9 protein-coding genes are annotated in these 19,887 nt (G+C 47.8%); 2 read left to right on the forward strand and 7 right to left on the reverse strand.

The annotated features are described in order from the left end of the window. Positions 1-11: 11 nt before the first annotated feature. The 4 genes from C7475_RS01705 to C7475_RS01720 are packed head-to-tail and all read right to left on the reverse strand — an operon-like array spanning position 12 to position 7,083. A complete protein-coding gene (locus C7475_RS01705) occupies positions 12-1,319 on the reverse strand; it encodes a DUF4302 domain-containing protein (protein ID WP_158286387.1) in 1,308 nt (435 codons plus the stop codon). Between the two features lie 10 nt (positions 1,320-1,329). Further along, positions 1,330-2,178 (reverse strand): putative zinc-binding metallopeptidase, encoded by an 849-nt coding sequence (locus tag C7475_RS01710; protein ID WP_110050391.1) that lies wholly within the window; start codon positions 2,176-2,178, stop codon positions 1,330-1,332. 20 nt (positions 2,179-2,198) lie between these two features. Further along, positions 2,199-3,659 carry a RagB/SusD family nutrient uptake outer membrane protein gene (locus C7475_RS01715; protein WP_110050393.1) on the reverse strand — a complete coding sequence of 487 codons (1,461 nt, stop codon included), beginning with the start codon at positions 3,657-3,659 and terminating at the stop codon, positions 2,199-2,201. 16 nt (positions 3,660-3,675) lie between these two features. Beyond that, complete coding sequence (locus C7475_RS01720) at positions 3,676-7,083, reverse strand: SusC/RagA family TonB-linked outer membrane protein (RefSeq protein ID WP_110050395.1); 3,408 nt, start codon at positions 7,081-7,083, stop codon at positions 3,676-3,678. 176 nt (positions 7,084-7,259) lie between these two features. Here C7475_RS01720 and C7475_RS01725 point away from each other — a divergent pair, with 176 nt between their 5' ends. Beyond that, the gene (locus C7475_RS01725) at positions 7,260-8,240 is read left to right on the forward strand and encodes a cation diffusion facilitator family transporter (RefSeq protein WP_110050398.1); all 981 of its coding nucleotides are present in this window, start codon (positions 7,260-7,262) and stop codon (positions 8,238-8,240) included. Here the strand turns inward: C7475_RS01725 and C7475_RS01730 are convergent, their stop codons facing one another. Further along, positions 8,241-9,428 carry a serine hydrolase gene (locus C7475_RS01730; protein ID WP_110050400.1) on the reverse strand — a complete coding sequence of 396 codons (1,188 nt, stop codon included), beginning with the start codon at positions 9,426-9,428 and terminating at the stop codon, positions 8,241-8,243. A gap of 299 nt (positions 9,429-9,727) precedes the next feature. Here C7475_RS01730 and serA point away from each other — a divergent pair, with 299 nt between their 5' ends. Next, the gene (gene serA, locus C7475_RS01735) at positions 9,728-10,966 is read left to right on the forward strand and encodes a phosphoglycerate dehydrogenase (protein WP_110050402.1); all 1,239 of its coding nucleotides are present in this window, start codon (positions 9,728-9,730) and stop codon (positions 10,964-10,966) included. An 81-nt stretch (positions 10,967-11,047) separates the two neighbouring features. Here the strand turns inward: serA and C7475_RS01740 are convergent, their stop codons facing one another. Together C7475_RS01740 and C7475_RS01745 are read right to left on the reverse strand one after the other, a co-directional pair. Next, complete coding sequence (locus tag C7475_RS01740) at positions 11,048-12,982, reverse strand: carbohydrate-binding protein (protein WP_110050405.1); 1,935 nt, start codon at positions 12,980-12,982, stop codon at positions 11,048-11,050. Positions 12,983-13,122: 140 nt separating this feature from the next. Next, positions 13,123-19,818, reverse strand: a complete 6,696-nt coding sequence (locus C7475_RS01745) for a gliding motility-associated C-terminal domain-containing protein (RefSeq protein WP_233259742.1) — start codon at positions 19,816-19,818, stop codon at positions 13,123-13,125. Positions 19,819-19,887 lie beyond the last annotated feature (69 nt).

The raw sequence follows: 19,887 nt of genomic DNA on the forward strand, positions 1-19,887 counted from the left end.
TCGCTGATTTTCTATTCACGGAACCCTGTAAAGAAGAAATCGGGATGTTCTACGCTTTTAAGCTGTCCTAAGATACCATTTCCTTCCTGCGTATCGGCAAAGAGCTCCATTGTAAACCGGTCATTACGGATATAATCCAATAACGGCGCCATGTGTGCTGCCAGCGGTACGGCATTGCCCTCGAAAGCCTGTCCGGTGAAGTTAAATACGCCGTTTGCCGTCATAGTATAAGTGAACGGGTATTCTGCCAGGAAAAGCGCATTGTTCTGTATCACATATACATTCACATTCATTACCTGCTGATTTACGTCAAAGGCAAATTCCGTAAAATACAGCGTCAGGTTGAATGGCATTGTTGATGCGATCGTTGTATAGATACCGGTGAAGGTATCCGACCATCCCGGCAGTTGCTGGGGCGGTACGATCAGGGAAGAAAAGTCAACTCCCAACAGCTTGTGCATCGGCACTACTGAAGCGGGAGCGACTTTTACTTCTATCCGTTGACCATCAATAGTAACGTAAAAGACTTCTTTGGCGCTATCCCAGAACATCTCCTGGAAGGTATTCCCCTCATAAGTAAGAGGAGTTTGCAGGTATATGCCGTTCGGTGTATAATAGTATGGGCTTGATAACAGCTGCACCTGTCCCGAACCATCAACATAGATAAGTGTAAAGGTTTTGGTAAAGGTATTGATGCTTACCTGTAGCCTGTTCCCGTCCTGAAACTGCAGATATAACCAGGGAGTCTGCTGTATATAATCCTCTATCCCTGCAATCAGATCTCCAACGTTTCCAGCTGTATATGCTTCCGCCTCGGCCTGAGTAGCTTTTACAAGGATCATTTTTGTACCGAAGGCGATGCCTGTCAGCTTGATGGTATCAGCAGAAACACTGTCTATAGCATATTCAAAATCAATTGCATAACCAGATCCTGTTTCTCCGTTATAAACGTTCGGGTCAGGATCGGACAACAGGTGCAGATATGAATAGGTGTCAAACAGTAGCGATGGCCTTTGTACGGCTTTCAGGCGGTATGTGCTTTCCATAGATGTTCCTGCTGCTGCCGGAGTCACATCGCTGAACATCGTGACCCTGTCATTGGTACCAAATCTGAAAAAGAAGCTATAGCCTCCGCCGGCGGAAGGATAAACGGCAGTTTTCCATCCGTAAGTGCTTCCGGTGAGTGTGGCTTTGTATTCTGCAAGGGCTTTCTCCATGCGTTCTTCCGGCTTCTCTCCGAAAAGAGAGGTTGTTTTGTCCTTCGAACAGGCTGCAAAAAGAATCGCCAGCAGTAAGATATATAGTCTGTTATGAAGCATGTTTCCTGTTTTACAAATTATCAATAGCATCCTGAACACGGGTCTGCAAATTGTAGAAGTCAATATTCCAGCTCTCTTTAAAGTAACGGACAATGATCTCCTCTTTTTGACGGAATAGTGGCCTTGCCTCGAGTGGTGCTGAATTAACAATGTCATCATAACCGTCTTTGCCTTCTACCAGCATAGTGGCTACCATTTCTACAAAGTCCTCGTCTGGTGCGCTTCGGGCATATTGCGTGATAAAGCCCCTTTCCAGTGCTTCCCCCAGGGTGTAATCATTCCAGCTGCCGGTATAACCGGTGGAGATGCGTTTAAATTCTACCGGGTAGAGAATGGTCTGATGCATAATATGCGCAAACTCGTGGTGGATGGTATGGAGCATTTCACGTACAAAAGGTTTGTCAGTCAGATCGAAATCATTCAGCCAGAACAGCACTACTTTCCGGCCGCCTTCGGCTGTACCCAGGGTGATGGTATTGTTGGAGTTGAACTGCGGACTACCTACCAGCACGAACTGTTTCTGGCAGTAGGTCTTGAAGAAGGTTTCTCCTGCTTCGGCTATGTAAGGCGCAGCCCATGTCTTCAGGATAGTGGACATCACTGGCTGTACTTTATTTTCCATAACCGGCACCAGGGTTTTGTCCAGCGCCAGTTCATAACGCTCAAAACGGTACTTTACTTCAATATTGTAAGGCTTTGTGAAAACGGAATCAATCCAGAAGTCCAGCGGACCTTTTTCCCATGTCTCTCCGCCAAGGCCAGGGATGTTCACGTTATCTATTTTATCGTCTTTAGAGCAGGCCATAAGGCTACTCAGAACGATAAAGGCCATTAATAATTTTATCTGCATTTGTTTCATAGTCAATTAGTTTAAGCGGATTAACGGGGGTTCTGTTCAAGGCCGGCCAGTTTTACTTCCTGCGGAAGCTGGAACAGGCGGCGGGGATCATTCGGGGCCAGGGTTTCTGTTTCTCCGGCCACGTTCGTATGGACAATAGGGATGTGATACCGTAATATGTCAAACCATCTCATTCCTTCCTGGATGAACTCAGCCTGTTTAAAATCCAGTACAGTGAAGATGAGGGCTGCCTTTATATCTGTTGTGCCATAATAATTCCTCAACTTGGTGTCTGTAAGCCTGAAATCGGCGGTATAATCTTCAATACGCATACTGGCATAATCATTCAGGTCCTGCTTGGCCGCCGTAAGATTTCCCAGGTAGATATTGGCTTCCGCCCGGTTGAACAAGGCTTCCTCCGCCGTAAACAACGGGAAGATCGTATGAGGAACGCCGATGTTTGCATTGGCACTGGAACGTACGAAGTGTTCCCGGAATTTTAATACCAGCTGGTTGTCGGTATTCGTACCGGCATAATAGAGCGGTTGAACCCATACACCACCTGTTACATTCCGGAAGCTGAAAAGGGCTCTGGCGAGGTCCGTTCTCAGTCCATAGCGGTATACACCATAGGAACGGGCCCAGTCGGAAGGCGCTTCTACCAGCAACAGATTGGCATTTTCTGAGGCCTTTGTGTAGATCGCTTCCGCTTCCTGTCCTGTCAACTGACTATATACAGTCACCCACGGACGCAGGTTAGACCTGATATTTCCTCCAGGGAATACATTGTTGCTGTAGGTAAGCACTTTCTGATAATCTTTTTTATACAGATAGAAGCGTGCAGCGAATGCATTGGCTGCTGCCTTGTTAAAATGATATTTAGGTACTTTATAGGCGGTATTGTCAATAAGCGGCATGCCTTCCAGCAGGTCCTTTTCGATCTGTTCGTAAACAAAGGCTACTGTTTTTCTTTCATATTGTCCATTTACGACCTTTTCAGGAGTTGTTACATAAGGGATGCCGGGGTCCTGGCTTGCGGTGGCCTGATCATAGACCTTTGAGAACAAAGTGACCAGCATAAAGTGATTATAAGCCCTGGCCACCAGGGCTTCTCCCTTTTGTGCATTATAATCGGCCGGATCCTCTGCGTTGCTGATCGCTTCCAATGCCTGGTTAGCAGCTGCGATAGCTGAATAGCAGGCATTCCAGTAATAGGTTGGCGAGCCTTGAGCTCTTTCAGTTACATCACGAAAGAAATATGGTGCGGTGTTGATGTTCTCACTCAACATACCGGCGCCGGCGCCTTTGTCCGACGCATTATCAGATGCAGCTTCGGTGAAGGTTGCGTAGTCCGCCTGCGGATAGGCAGTGCCAAGCAATTCTCCTACTTTCTCGACGGTATTGAGCTGGGTACGCTGATCGGGCGCTGTTTCCAGGTATTTTCTACATCCGGAAGCGATGACTAACGCAGCAGCAAGTATATAGTAGGTTATCTTTTTCATCTGTAAATGTTTTACGTTATAGACCTGCTTTCAGTGAGAATGTGAATTGCTTTGGTATAGGCAGGGCTACACCACCGGAATTAAAGAATTCGGGATCTTGCCCATTGAGCCGTTTATCCGAATAGATCAGCCAGACGTTATTGGCGACAAGGCTGACAGAGAGGTTGTTAAAGCCCGCACGGCGTATCGTTTTCTGAGGCAGGTTATAAGAGAGCGATACCTGTTTCAACCTTACAAAATCTCCATCCGCCACCCGGGCAGTTGAATAATTGTAGTTATTGTAAGGGGAGGCGCCGTCCAAAAGCGCTACACCACCGGCATCCAGCACAGATGGGATGTTCGTACGTGTTTCATCACCAGGCAGTATCCAGCGGTTCAGGAAGTCGTTGGAGCTCGCGTCCAGGTCGGAATATCTCTGTTTAAATCCTGGGTTCAGGCGGACCTTGTTCCCTGTGCTGTAGGTAACAAGAGCTGAGAGGGCGAAATTGCTGTAACGCAGGGTATTGTACCAGCCGCCTGTTAATGTTGGATCTACCGGACCGTTGTAGACCAGGTTGTCTATTTTATCGCTCTGCAGGTAAACATTCCCGCTTTTCGCACCGTCCTGGTTCGTGAACAGCGGACTGCCGTCTTTAGGGTTCAGCCCCTCGAAAGGGATGGAATAAAGCCCACGTACGGGATGTCCGACAGTAGCCCCACCGTCAGCCACCACGAGGTCCCAGATAATAGGAAGGTTTTCAAGTTTTGTGATCTCACCCTTGTTATACCCCATGGTCAGTTGTGTGCGCAAGCCCCATTTGCTGCTGTTAATGATATTGTATGCTACAGTTGCTTCGAGGCCGTGAGATTTCATATCTCCATAGTTGGCTACCTTAATTGGCTCTCCGCCGATACCGGAAGTACGGATAAAGCCAATAAGATCGAAGCTTTTACGTCTGTAACCATCTACCGTAATAGTGAGTTTATCATTGAACAGACCGGCGTCGATACCTACGTTGGTTTCATATTGTTTTTCCCAGGTCAGTTCTGAATTCTCAAGACTTTGAATGTAGATGACAGATTCTATTTCGGAAAGGTAAGGTCTGTTAGTGCTGCGGTTCTGCAATACGACACTGGAGTTCCGGGCATTACCCATACTACCGGTAAGACCATAGGTAGCTCTGAGGGTCAGCCTGTTGATGCTTTGCTGGTTACGCATGAAATCTTCCGTATCCACATTCCATGAACCGCTCACGTTCCAGGTAGGCAGCCAGCGTGCCGTGCGGGATTCACCCAGCAGGTTGGAACCGTCATACCGGATGCTCGCATTGAGGTTATACTTGCCCTTGTAGGAATAAGCAGCATTGGCCAGGTATGCGAGATAGCGGTCGTAATTCATACTGATGCTATAGTAGTTGAAGTTGTTCTCAATATTCTGTTTGATGATATTGGGATCAATAAAGGGTACGCCGCCTTTGTCAAACTGGTAACCATACCCATCGAACTGGCGGTTCTGACGGTTGGCGTAACGCAATTCCTGTGCTCCCAGGAAGTTGACCATGTGAATGTCATTCCAGGTCTTGCTGAACTCTAACGTATTCCGGAAGTAGTAGCTGGTCAGATAATCATCTTCTGTCGTGTAGATACCACCATAAGGTAGGACCACCACAGGCTCTGCTTCAGGATCGTCAGGGTTGCGGTACAGGAAACGGTTCCTGTCCTTGATGGTGGCGTCTCCGGCAGCACGATAGGCCTGGGGCATATTGGAATTTTCCTTGATCTTATGGTCCTGGGAAGACTTCACGTAACGGATGTTACCCAGGAAAGTATATTTCAGGTTCTTGAGGATCTTATAGGTAAAATCTCCCTGCAGTTTAATATCGAGCTGACTGAGATCAATGTAATTGTTGGCCATCTCATTGACGATATTAAAGGGAGCGAAGTTGCGCGTGAAATATTCCGGTTTACCGCTTTCATCATAGGCTGTCAGTGTACGGCTGGTATTGAGCGCATAGCTGAATGGATTAATGTCAAAATCGCGGTCGAACTGCCCGAGTACCGCATTGCTGTTCCTGTCCAGCGATCCCGGTACACGTTGGTCCCTGATCACGGCCTGGGTAATGATCCCGAAAGATACTTTGTCACTGATATTGTAGTTGGCCCTGACGTTGCCTGTGAAGCGTTTCAGCTTATCAGCCAGTGTCCAGCCCTTATCTTCCAGGAAGCTGGTAGACACGTAAAGCTGCGATTTGTCCGTACCGGAAGACACGCTAAAGGAGTGTTCCTGCATGAAAGAGTTTTTGAACAGCACGTCGAACCAGTTGGTATTGGCCTTCGCATACCTTTCGAGGAACTGGCGTTTGCTTTCGGGGCTGTTGTACAGTCCGAATGCACCATTGGTGGCGTTATAGGTATCAATGAGATTGTACATTTTTGTATAGACGCCGCCATTTTCAGCACGGGTTGCGTCTGAGTGGTTTAGCCAGCCCTTCAGGGACAACTCATTATAAAAAGCCATCTGATCATCAGATTTCATGATGTCAAACTGGTCATACGTCGGCTTCAGATAACTGGAGAAGTTACCGGTATAGGAGATGACCGGTTTACCGATCTTACCTTTTTTGGTGGTGATCACCACCACACCGTTCATAGCACGGGCGCCATAAAGAGAAGTGGCGGCCGCATCTTTCAGTATCTGGAAACTTTCAATATCATCCGGGTTCAGACCTGCAACGGAGGAACCCAGCAGGGTAGCGGGGTTACCGGTTGAGAGCTGTTCATTGGAGACATTGATCACATCCTCAAGTACCACGCCATCTACAACCCAGAGCGGTTTATTGTCGCCCGTAATGGAAGTTGCACCCCTTACCCGGATCTTAGGGGCAGCACCGAAGGTGCCGGATACGTTCTGTACGCTGACGCCGGCTACCTGGCCTTCCAGCATGCGGCTCACATCAGCGATACCGTCACGTTTTACATCGGAGGCCTTCACACTGGCGGCGGCTCCTGTAAAAAGCTTTCTGTCGATGGTCTGATAGCCCGTTACAACGACCTCTTTCAGTGCACTGATGTCTTCTTCAAGGATGAGGTTAACCGGCGTAGCGGCGGAGACCTTCAGCTCTTGTGATTTATATCCCACTATAGAAAAGGTCAGGGTAGCACCCTTTTTTACGCGTAACGTATAGGCGCCGGCAGCGTCAGTGACAGTACCATTGGTGGTGCCTTTTTCGATAACATTGATGCCCGGGACGGCTTCAGGGCGGCCGTTTTTACCGTATACACGCACAACACCCGTGACTGTTTCCTGGGCGGGCTGCTGCTGAAATAGTCCATAAGTACTTCGCGGGACGGATTCGCTAAGTGGGGCTGCATTTATGGGGACATTACAGAATGCGCTACATACAAGCAGGCATAACCACTTTGTTTTTGGGTCTAGAATATACATACTACAGATTTTGGTTGCCCATGAAGGAGCTGAAAGAAAAACGATTATACTAGATGACTCAGGATAATTACTTACTAAGGATAATTCAACGTAATCTACATACAGTTTCTGTGCACCGAACCCTCTACTAACTTACGCAATATTTTTCTTTTCTTTGTGAATCAATCCACCATGTTTTGCAGAGAAGAGAATTACGCGTTATACTGGTATCACTGATCGTCAGCTTTGTTTTGACGGGAACTAAATTCGCTGCATGGTTCATGACAAATTCCGTCGCTATTTTGTCTGACGCATTGGAATCCATCATCAACGTTGTAGCCGGAGCCTTCGCCTGTTATAGTATTTACCTGACTGGTAAGCCCAAAGATGAAAACCATCCTTACGGTCATGGGAAGATCGAATTCTTTTCTATCGGTTTTGAGGGAGCAATGATCTTCATTGCCGGGTGCCTTATTCTTTTCAAGGCGGGACAGTATTTTTTCGATCCCACGGCATTGGACAAACTGGATAAAGGTATGTGGCTGATTGCAGGTACGGCACTGGCTAATCTTGTATTGGGCCTTTTCCTGGTACGGGAGGGTAAGAAGTTGTCTTCAGTCACGATATCAGGCAATGGCCAGCATATTATGACAGACGTTTATAGCAGTCTGGGATTGATAGCAGCACTGTTACTGATCCACTTGACCGGCTGGCACTGGATAGACCCGCTGGCGTCGCTGCTGATGGGCGTGCTGATACTAAGGAAAGGATATCAGTTATTGAGGGCGTCAATTTCCGGCCTGATGGACGAGACGGATATGCGTATAGTGGATAAGGTGATAGAGATCCTGAATGCGAGGAGACGTGCAAATTGGATCGATATACATAATATGAGAGTGCAGCAGTATGGAAACAACTATCATATAGATTGTCATCTGACCCTACCTTATTACCTGGAGCTCAGTGATGCCCACGATGAGCTGAAAGCATTAGAACGCCAGGTGAACATTGAATTTCCCTCCGGAGAAGTCGAATTTTTTATACATACCGACCCCTGTATCCCGGTTTGCTGTCATTATTGTCAATTGGCGGATTGTCCGGTAAGACAAGATAAATTTACAGGCCTGATCCAGTGGAAACGGGAGAATGTGTTACCCAACAGAAAGCATGGGGAATAGTTATTCTTCCCCTTCTTCAGTTCCATGTCCCAGAATGGCGCTTATTGGTTTTACCGCCCGGTAGATATTGCGATTGTATTTATTTCCCAGGATGATAATGGTGGAAGTATCTTTTACTATACGGTTGAAGACCGTATTATTGCCATGCCACCAGCCGTTGTGGTAGACGATCTCACTACTGTCCGGATAAACCATCAATCTCCAGCCCAGCCCGTAATTACGGATACCTGGTTTTTCATGGCTATATGGGGTATAAGCAGCTTTGATAGTTTCCTGGGTGAATAGCTGACCGCTGTACAGGGCCTGGTCCCATTTGAGCATATCCCTTGCAGTGCTGTAGATACCTTTATCGCCGATCACCCCGTCAAAATAGGTATCCGGTTCCAGCTGACCATTATATTTATGGCTGGCGGTCTGGTGAGGGCGTACAGCGCTTTCAGGAGCATATACAAATGTGTTAGTCATGCCCAGAGGACCAAAAAAGGTCTGTTGCATGAAGTCGGCGTACTTTTGACCACTTACTTTCTCAATAATGGCTCCCAGCAGCATATAGTTTGTGTTGCAATACTGGAAATGGGTATCCGGAGTATGCTGGATACGTGGACGGTGCTTTATCATCAGCTGGATCACATCATCATTGGAAAGGAACCTGTCCTTGTCCGGCCAGATGCTGTCGCAGAAATAGAGGTAATTAGGCAGACCGCTACGGTGAGACAGCAACATCTGAAGCGTGATGCCTTTATATGGGAATTGTGGATAATATTTCTGTACGGTATCTGTCAGGCTTAACTTCTGTTTCTCCATCAGCCAGAGAACGCCCATAGCGGTGAAGGTCTTGGATACAGAAGCCAGCTGGAAAGAAGAACTGTCGTTCATCGCGGAAGTCTTGTTCTTGTAGTTCTCAAGACCATGGTACTTCTCAAAGATCACTACGCCTTTTTTAGCCACCAGCATGGCCCCATTAAAGCCGGCGCGGACCATGTTCTGATAAAAAGCGGTCAGTTCTGTTTGCTGAGACTTGGTGACAGGTGAGTTAAGAATGGCCAGGGCTGATTCGCTCAACACCTCGGTCTGGGAAGTATCTGCTGTTTTGGATTTACGGTTACTATTAGCCGCATTGCTCTGGCATGCGGTGATGGCATATAAAGCAATACCTGAGATAGTCAATACAATATAAGCTGCTTTCATTCTGCTAGTTAGACTCGATTCTTTTTCTGCTTAGTTACAAAGGCGCTAAAATTAGGCCCTAATGAATTGCCAGACAAAAAAAACAGTTCTTAAAAGACGATTTTAAAGGTATTTTAAGATTTAACCCCAAAAAACGGCTAAAAATGCCCCAAATATGATAGTATTTTTGACGAAATCAAATTTGAAGGGCATACTGTTTGATAATTGCGTAACATCTTTTAGGTTTGTGCCTCCGTTTGGCCTTATTACAATTATTAAGCCAATTGTTTATTGCAATTGGTAACACATAAAATATAATCATGGATCAGCAAAAGTTGACAAGTTATCCGAAGGAGAAGATCAATATTTTATTGTTGGAAAATATCAGCGACGCCGCAGTAGCGGAATTTACGTCGGCGGGGTATGCTAACGTAAAAAGATTATCGGGCGCACTGAGCGAAGAAGACCTGATCCGTGAAATAAAAGATGTTCATCTGCTGGGTATCCGTTCTAAAACACAGATCACACGCAAGGCACTGGAAGCCGCACATAAATTGCAGGCGATCGGTTGCTTCTGTATCGGTACCAACCAGGTAGATCTGAAGAGTGCAAGAGAGATGGGAGTAGCTGTATTTAACGCTCCTTATTCAAATACCCGTTCTGTAGCGGAGTTGGTAATAGGACTGTCCATTATGCTGATACGTCGTATTCCCGACAAGAATGCCGCCGCACACGAAGGCGTATGGATGAAGGAAGCGAAAGGCAGTTACGAATTGCGTGGAAAGTCTCTCGGTATCGTCGGATACGGTAATATCGGAAGCCAGGTAAGCGTACTGGCGGAAGCTATGGGGATGAACGTATTCTATTATGACGTGGAAACCAAACTGCCACTGGGCAATGCGGTACAGATCCGCAGCCTGCAGGCTCTGTTCGAAATGTCTGATATTATATCCCTGCACGTGCCGTCTACCAAGACCACGACCAACATGATCAATAAGGAAACATTACACTATGTCAAGAAAGGCGCCATCTTCATTAACTACGCCCGTGGCGAAGTGGTTGAATTGGACGACCTGAAAGAGGCATTGACCAGTGGTCAGTTGTCCGGAGCTGCTATAGATGTATTCCCGGTGGAGCCTGAGAAGAATGGCGCTGCTTTCGCTTCTCCGCTGCAAAAGCTGCCTAACGTGATCCTGACGCCGCATATAGGAGGAAGCACAGAGGAAGCACAGCATAATATCGGTCTTGATGTGAGCAGTAAAATGCTGAACTACCTTGAAAAAGGTGCAAGCTTCGGTTCTCATACCATTCCTGCTATCAGTGTACCGGCGGTTGACCACACACACCGCATCCTGCATATTCACCAGAACGTGCCAGGGGTACTGTCAGAGATCAATACCGTATTATCTCAGAATAAGATCAACATTCTGGGACAGTACCTGAAAACAAATGAAACGATCGGTTATGTGGTACTGGACGTGGATAGCAAATTATCCAAAGAAGCCTTCTCTTTGTTGAGAGAAGTGAACCATACAATTAAGGCTAGACTGCTGTATTAATAGCTTCGGCAATTGCTTTAAAAATATAAGGGTATCCGCATTGAACGGATACCCTTTCTTTTTGATCCTGCTAAGAATCAGTTATTCTGCTTTTTGTACTTTAACACGTTTGTGATAGGTACCGCTGGAGATGTCCAGGATATACATGCCTCTTGGCAGACTGCTTACATTCAGGAAATAAGCTGATTGTTTAGATTTTATCACCGAGCGCAGTAATTGCTTTCCGGTAAGATCATAGATCGCTACCGTATGGGAAGAGATCTTGGCTGGCAGCGTATAGTTGAGTTGTGTGCCGAATGGATTCGGATACACTATTCCTTCTGATGCCTGCGCTTCCTCTACCGGAGCTGATACCGCCAGTCTTGCTGCTGTGGCAACTGGTCCGACGATAGTGAAATTGAATTTCTCCCATCCGTCAATTGTAGGACGGTTACAATTCATTGCCTGTTCTCCGTTCTCAGAAGATACATACATGCCGTTATTACCTCTCAGGGAAATTGTTCCATCTTCATTGGTGATCCAGTCAAACGCTTCATAGGAAGCTGCGGTGGCACGGTTTGCTCTCATTGCCTGAGTACCGTTCTCGGAAGAAACGAATTTGCCCATGCTGCGGAGGTTTACCTTTCCGTTACCTGCGTCCAGTACGGAGAACTGTTCCCAGGTCTGAGGTGCTGTTCTTGTACACGTCATAGCTGTAGTACCGTTCTCTCCGCTAACATACATGCTATTGCTTGTAGCTCTCAGCGTGATCACCTGTCCGACAGGAACGCCTGGATTATTAGGCGGATTGGAAGTTGCAGCTGTAAATTTCAACCAGTTAAGATTGAAGCCAGGTGCTGTTACCTGCACACGGAGTGTTTGTTCACCTGCTGCCAGTACGACAGAATCACTTACGGTAGCCCAGGTCTGCCATGCACCGGTAACTGGTACGGTAACGCCGCCTAATACTGCGCCGTCTTTTCTCAGTTCGATACTGCCGCCTAAAGTCTGGCTGGCAACTCTGAATTCTACATTGTAAGTACCTGCTGTCTGAACGTTTACTTTATAATCCAACCAGTCGCCGGCATCAGTATAACCGATGTTTTGTCCGCCACCTGCATCGGTGGTAGCTTCTGTCTGAAGACCGCTCATGTCAGTGAAATTCTCAGCCTGTACGGTACCAGGGATCGGAATAGCAGGAGCAGGGCCGCCTGGGTTCTGTCCACCTAACCACAATAGTCCGTCGATGAGGAACCTGTTCTGGATCTCACTGGCGAAAGTGGAAGACGTCTGCGTGTTGGTAGAATAGTTCATTGCATTGTGGCCAAAATTGGCATACAACATTTTGTAGTTCTTGTTGGTCCACATGATCGGATAGTAACCGCTATACCAGATGTTGCCGTTCTGATTTCCCAGAGGGAAGCTCACGGGATCAATAGATGCGAGGACCTTGATGTTGCTGTTGTTGCGCAGATCATTCTGCCATCCATACCACTCGCTTACTGCGGAGGTGAATGTCGCCGGCAGACGGGTCGTGCTTGGATGTGTGCGGTCCTCTACACGTAAAGTAGCACTTGAAGGTCCCCAGGTGTTGGTCGTGAAATTACCTGTGCCCAGGAAGGTGTTGTGGTACCAGCTCCAGGCGCTGGCGTTAGCTGTGTAGGCGCAAACGTGGAAACCCATCCAGGCGCCGCCGTTCTGCATGTAAGTCTGAAATGCCGAACGCTGTGATGCGCTGGCCGGCAGGTCATCCAGGAAGAGTACTACCTGGTACTGCGACAGAAAATTGGCGTTCAGATTGTCCCAATTCGTAGTAGCTGTGTAAGAGAAACCATACTGGGCCGCAATAGCAGGGAACCACTGATTAGCTTCCTTAACAAATGCGATGTGAGCTGGATCATAGGTGCCGTGGTAGAACGCGATGACCTTGAATTTTGGCGTCTGAGCCTGGACGTTGAATACTGCAGACAGCAGTAGGAATGCAAATAATGCGACCGTTCGCATTACTCGCTTGTAATGGAAGTTGCAGGTTGTCATGAGGGACAATTTAATAGTTATTACGAGGGTGGTATAGGTACCTATCGCCCTCAAATTAACTAAAATTAGTATACCTAGCAAATAGAAAGGCGCCCCGGAAGAACCGGGACGCCTTTGCCTATTGTACTTTACACTTCTTACTATCTGATAGCGGTTACTTCACCTTTCACGATATTCACTGCACCACCGAGTACCTTCTTATAGCTCAGCATCCAGACATAAGTACCATTTTCAACGAGGGCGCCTTTGTATCGGCCATCCCATCCGTTCTTCTGGTCTTTACTGAGGAAGATCAATTCACCCCAACGGTTGTAGATACGTAAGTCGTAATCGTACATCGGACCTCTAACGACTGGTTTGAAGATATCGTTATGTCCATCACCGTTCGGCGTAAAGCCTGTCGGGAATTGTGGCTTCGGCTCACATGGCTGGTAGCGTACTACTATATTGTCGGTTACGGATCCGCATTCGTTAGACACTGTTACAGTGTAGGTTCCAGGACCGGTTACTTTGTAAGTAGCTCCGGAAGAACCATCCTGCCAACGGATAGTGTTGCCAATACCCGCGTTTACTTTCAGTGTCAGGTCTTCACCGATACACAGTGTAGTGTCGGCAGGGAGGAGCGTTTCAGGAATACCAGCCACAGTTACATTCACACTATCCATTGTTATTCTTGAACAGAACCTGTCCATAACAGATACTACATATTTACCCGGCATTACGATTTCTCTGATCGGGGTGGTCTCACCGTCATTCCAGAGGTAAGAGATCGCATCTGGGTGGGTAGCATCTACTACTACGCGTCCACCTGTACAGAACTCTCTGTCTGGTCCGAGGTCAATATCCAGATCAGGTCTTTCAGTTACAGTAACCATATCAGTTACTTTACAACCGTCACGGGTTACGGTCACTTCATAATTACCTGCTTTAGTGACAACGATAGAGTTGGTAGTTTCACCGGTGCTCCAGGCTACATTACCACCATCAGGATCAACTGTCAGCATCAGGGTTTCATCAGGACAGATCTCAGAATCGTCAGTTACGGTGATCACAGGAGGCGTACCCACTGTTACCGTTGCTTCATCATGAGTTGTACATCCCTTCAGTGTAACGTCTACACTGTAAGTACCCGAGGTAGTCACATCTATTGAAGCGGTAGTTTCACCTGTGCTCCATACATAGGTAGCTCCCTGTACATAAGCATTCAGTGTTGTTGTTTCGCCCATACAGATTGCAGCATCCTGGATGTCTACTACCGGCGGCATGTTTACTGTTACATTGATTGCATCTGTTGTTGTACAGATACCGTTTGAAACAGTCACAGTATAAGTACCGGCAGTTGTTACATCGATGGTCTGGGTGCTTGCACCGGTTGACCAGCGGATAGTGTACGCTGCGTTATCGATACCGGCATCCAGTGTTACGCTGCTACCCTGACAGATAGCTACGTCGGCGCCCAGATCAACAACTGGTTTCATTACATACTGCAGGTCATAAGTGATAGGATCAGATACACAACCGGTTACACCGTCAGTTACGATGAAGGTAGCCTGTGTTGCGCCATTCAGATCGAACACGTTGCTGCTCTGTGTGAGCGGTGTACGTACTGCAGAAGCAGGAACTACGCTCACCAGGGTAAATTTAGGCTTGCTTACCTTGTTCTGCAACATGATAGCGAACCTTGTGTTGTTTGAACAGTTAGCAGGCAGGTTCGGATCCAGTGCCGGTTTAGGACAAGGGTTCACGGTGATTGTCTGCACACGTTCGATCGCCTGGTTACCACATGCATCGGCTATTCTCCATCTTCTTACGATAGTATAACCGGCACACAGGTCAACTACAAACGGATCTTGTGTCATAGTTGCCTTCTTAGGGAAGGTAGCATCACAATTATCACGTGCATAGAGGGTAGCAGCAGCAGGGACAGCTTCACCACAATTCAGTGTTACGTTTGCCGGAGCAGGATCGATCACTGGTTTGGTAGTATCTGTTACTGTTATTACCTGGCGGATAATGTTGGTATTGTTACATTGGTCTTTAGCAGTCCAGATACGGATCAGGCGATAGTTGCTTGCACATGCGCCCGGGATAGTTTCGCGTGTCTGGGTGTAAGAGATCTTCACAGTGCTACAATTATCTCTCGCGCTCAGGTTAGTTGGCGGAGTAGGAATTGCATCACAGCTTACTGTAGTATCAGCAGGAGGCATTACAACGAATACCGGCCTTGTTGTATCCTGTACAGTGATCACCTGTTGCATGGTGGCAGTATTACCACAATTGTCGATGGCTGTCCAGGTACGTGTTAATCTATAGTTGCTGGTACATACTGTAGAAAGGAACTCTTTCTTCTCTGATACCTTCACAGCTACGCTAACAGTACAGTTGTCTGTGGCTGTTATTGTTGCTACCGTAGGCACCTTGTCACAATCAACGGTGATAGCCGGAGGCAGTGACATAGAGAATCTAGGTTTGATAGTATCCTGTACAGTGATGGTCTGAGTCAGTACGGTTTTGTTACCGCAAAGGTCAGTAGCTGTCCAGGTACGGATGATCTGGTAGTTGTCGGCGCATCTGCTGCCGGAGAGGTTCTTACGTACATCTACCGGTATTACAGTGATGACGCCAGGCGTACAGTTGTCATTTGCTGTCAGCGGTTGACCTGCAGGCACCTTATCACAATCAACAGTGATATTGGTAGGAGCAGGGTTGTTGAACACAGGAGGCGTCATATCCCTTACGGTGATCACCTGTCTGAGTGTATCGCTTGCATTACCGCAGGCATCAACAGCAACCCATTTACGGATCAGCTGATAGTTGCTTGCACATGCACCTGGCTGATCAACTCTTACTTCGATCGGAACGATGGTCAGTACACCTGTACAAGCATCGTTAGCAGGCAGGTTCACTGCGGCAGGCACCTTATCACAATCAACAGTAACGTTGGCAGGAGCTGTAGCTGTAAATACAGGAGCAGTTCTGTCTATTACAGTGATGGTTTGCTGTGCCTGAGTGGTCAGACCGCAACGGTCCATTGCTGTCCAGGTACGCTGAATTGTGAACGTACAAGCATCAACAGTGGTAGTTACGTCATTATGAGTAACGGTCAGTGGCTCGTTGTTATAAGGAGCGTGACTGAATACCGGAGTACCGAATTTGGTAGTATAGTCAGTACCCTGTACGCAATCCACTGTAAGCGGACCAGGTACGGATATCACAACAGGCGGGATATTCATCAGTGTGAGCATTACTGCGTTGCTGATGTTGCCTGTACATGCGCCTGACATTACCACACGTCTGTACCAGGTATTCTGTGTGATCATTGGAGGATTGAAGGTTGCATTTGTGCCGTTAACTGCCACATTCGCAAAGCCGGTGGTTGCACTTGTGGTGCTCACCTGCCATTGGTAAGTGAAGGTGCCGTTACCACCGCTGAGGGTAGCACCCTGCAGCATAGCAGGAGTTTCATTAGCACAAAGCAGCTGATCTGCGGTGATGGTGTTACCCAGGATTGCAGCCTGGTTAGTCAGCACCACATCATCAGGAGTAGAAGTACATGTTCCGTTGGTGATAGTCCAGCGGAGAGTAACTGTACCACCTGCTGCTACTGTAACCCTTGTTGAAGGATTATGAATATCAGCGATAGTAGCCGCACCACTGATGATTGTCCAGGTACCTGCAGCTGTAGCTGGTGAAGGTACGTTTGCGGACATTGTGAAGTTAGGATCATCACAATGAGTCTGGTCCAGGCCAGCAACCGCGTTGGACGGCATTTCATGGTTGGTCAGTATCACATTATCAGATGTGGTACAAGTACCGTTGGTGATAGTCCAGGTAGCTGTTACTACTACACCGGCAGGTACAGTGATCACAGCGTTCGGATTGTTCCAGTCAGCAGCATTGATGCTTGCAGTTGTACCTGCAGGCAGGCTCCATGTACCGGTACCTACGGAAGGAGTGTTGGCAGCCATTACAAAACGATCGTTATCGCAATGGGTCATATCTCCACCAGCATTTGCTTGCGCTGGCTGTGCGTAGTTGGTCAGTTCTACATCGTCAGATGTAACACAGTTACCATTTCTGATAGTCCATGTAGCTGTAACGGTTACACCTACCGGCACTGTAATTACAGCATTCGGATTAGTACTGTCGGCTACAGCGAAAGATGCGGTAGTTCCGGCAGACAGGCTCCATTTACCAACACCAACAGAAGGAGTGTTAGCCGCCATTCTGAAGGCAGGCGTGTTACACTGTTCCTGGTTAGGACCAGCAGCAGCCGCCGTTGGTTGTTCATTGTTGGTCAGTACAACATTATCGCTGGTAGTACATACACCGTTAGTGATAGTCCATGTAGCTGTAACGGTCACACCGGCAGGTACAGTTATTATTACACTTGGATTAGTACTGTCAGTTACAGGGAATGAAGCTGTTGAACCAGCAGGCAGGCTCCATTTGCCAACACCTACAGTCGGTGTATTCGCAGCCATAGTGAAGGCAGGCGTGTTACACTGTTCCTGATCAGGTCCGGCAGCAGCAGGAGCTGGTGCTACGTAGTTGGTCAGCCTTACTGTGTCTTCAGTAGTACAAACACCATTTGTGATTGCCCAGATAGCTTCTGCAGATTCACCTACAGGCACATTGAACACAGCTGTTCTGTTGGTGCTGTCAGTTACCGCGAAGGAAGCGGTAGAACCAGGTACCAGGCGCCATTTACCTACTCCGACAGATGGAGCAGCAGCGGCCATGGTGAAGGTTGGCGTATTACATTTTTCCTGGTCAGGACCCGCATTTGAAGGAGCAGGCGCCACATAGTTGGTCAGTACAACATCGTCAGATGTAACACATGTACCATTTGTGATAGTCCAGGTTGCCGTTACCGTTACACCCGCAGGCACATTGATAATTGCATTGATGTTAGTACTATCTGCAACATCGAAAGATGCAGTGGTGCCTGGTGTCAGGCTCCATTTACCTACGCCCACAGATGCTGTGTTAGCGGCCATTGTGAAGGCAGGGTGATTACAATTTTCCTGGTCAGGACCTGCAATCGCCGGAGATGGCATTTCATCATTGGTCAGCAGTACAGTATCTTCTGAAGGACAGGTACCGTTAGTGATGGTCCAGATAGCAGTTGCAGTTGCACCGGTTGGTACATTAATCACCGCATCAGGTTTGTTTTCATCACCCGGAGTAATAGAACCAGGAGATCCCACAGCGAGTGTCCAGGTACCGGTCGCACCAGGAACATCAGGAGCGTTTGCCGACATAGTGAATGTAGGAATGTTACAATCACGTTGGTCAGGGCCCGCATTAGCAGGAGATGGTGTCAGGAAGTTAGTCAGTATAACTTCATCAAAGTTTTCACACAGACCATTTTTGATAGTCCAGCGAAGGGTAGCAGTACCACCGTTAGGAACAGTGATGTGTGCTATTGGCAGATGTTCTTCACCAGCTTTGATGGTAGCAATACCGGATACAACGGTCCAGGTACCTACAGCACCAGGAACAATTGGCGCATTAGCAGCAGTTACGAAGTCAGTACCCGCACATTTTGACTGGGCAGGGCCTGCATCGGCAACATCAGGTTCTGCGTAATTGGTTAGAATAACATCGTCCGCAGTTGTACACAGACCATTAGTAATAGTCCATCTCAGTGTCAGGACTGTACCAACTGGGACTGTGATGCTGGCGGTCGGGTTATTTACCTCAGCCGCAGGGAAAGTGAATCCGGCAGGGGAAACCACTGACCATGTACCGGTTGCACCGGCCACAGACGGTGCATTTGCCGCCAGGGTAAAGGTTGAAGTATTGTTACATTCTTCATGATCAGGACCTGCATCAGCATCGGCTGGCGCTTCAAAGTTGGTCAGCATCACGTCGTCCGTCAGTGAACAGGTTCCGTTGGTAGTTGTCCAGCGCAGTGTAACAATTGTACCGGCAGGTACATTGATCACCGCAGCAGGATTGTTTACACTACCGGAAGGGAATGTGAAACCAGCAGGAGTAGAAGAAACTACGCTCCATGCACCGGTTCCTACAGTTGGTGCGTTAGCAGCCAGCGTGAAGGAAGGCGTGTTACATTTTTCCTGGTCAGGACCAGCAAGAGGAGCTGTTGGCAACGCATTGTTGATCAGAGTTATGTCGTCTGTAGATGTACAGCTTCCGTTTTTAGTTGTCCAGCGCAGTGTAACAGTTGTACCGGCAGGTACAGTGATCACCGCAGCAGGATCATTTACACTACCCGCAGGGAAAATAAATCCGGCAGGAGTAGAAGAAACCACGCTCCATGTACCTGTTCCCACAGTTGGCGCGTTAGCAGCCAGCGTGAAAGAAGGCGTGTTACAGTTAGTCTGATTAGGACCAGCATCAGCTGTAGTAGGAGGCGCGTCATTAGTCAATGTAATATCATCGCTCTGTGAACAAGTACCGTTGGTAGTCGTCCAGCGCAATGTTACAGTTGAACCTACAGGAACAGTGATGCTAGCTGTTGGGTTGTTTACACTACCCGCAGGGAAAGTAAATCCGGCAGGAGTAGAGGAAACCACGCTCCATGCACCGGTTCCTACAGTTGGTGCGTTAGCCGCCAGTGTGAAGGCTGGGTTGTTACATTGTGTCTGGTCACCACCTGCAAGCGGCGCAGTTGGTGGCGCATCGTTTTGCAGCGTAACGTTGCTGGAAACAGTACAGGAACCATTTACAACAGTCCATGTAGCCACCACAGAAGTACCTACAGGTACATTAATTACCGCAGCAGGATTGTTCTGCTGACCGGCAGTGATAGTACCAGGAGCAGTAACAGTCCATGTGCCGGTACCTACAGCAGGGTTGTTGGCTGCCATGGTGAAGGCTGTAGTATTACATAGGGTCTGATTAGGACCGGCAACTGAAGTTGGCAGTACGTCGTTTTT

The organism is Chitinophaga sp. S165, assembly GCF_003182155.1.
GTDB lineage: Bacteria > Bacteroidota > Bacteroidia > Chitinophagales > Chitinophagaceae > Chitinophaga.

Coding starts and splice junctions, on each gene's coding strand:
- C7475_RS01745 (WP_233259742.1), bottom strand. CDS start 19,818: ATGGCAGCCAACAACCCTGCTGTAGGTACCGGCACATGGACTGTTACT.
- C7475_RS01710 (WP_110050391.1), bottom strand. CDS start 2,178: ATGAAACAAATGCAGATAAAATTATTAATGGCCTTTATCGTTCTGAGT.
- C7475_RS01715 (WP_110050393.1), bottom strand. CDS start 3,659: ATGAAAAAGATAACCTACTATATACTTGCTGCTGCGTTAGTCATCGCT.
- C7475_RS01740 (WP_110050405.1), bottom strand. CDS start 12,982: ATGACAACCTGCAACTTCCATTACAAGCGAGTAATGCGAACGGTCGCA.
- serA (WP_110050402.1), top strand. CDS start 9,728: ATGGATCAGCAAAAGTTGACAAGTTATCCGAAGGAGAAGATCAATATT.
- C7475_RS01720 (WP_110050395.1), bottom strand. CDS start 7,083: ATGTATATTCTAGACCCAAAAACAAAGTGGTTATGCCTGCTTGTATGT.
- C7475_RS01730 (WP_110050400.1), bottom strand. CDS start 9,428: ATGAAAGCAGCTTATATTGTATTGACTATCTCAGGTATTGCTTTATAT.
- C7475_RS01705 (WP_158286387.1), bottom strand. CDS start 1,319: ATGCTTCATAACAGACTATATATCTTACTGCTGGCGATTCTTTTTGCA.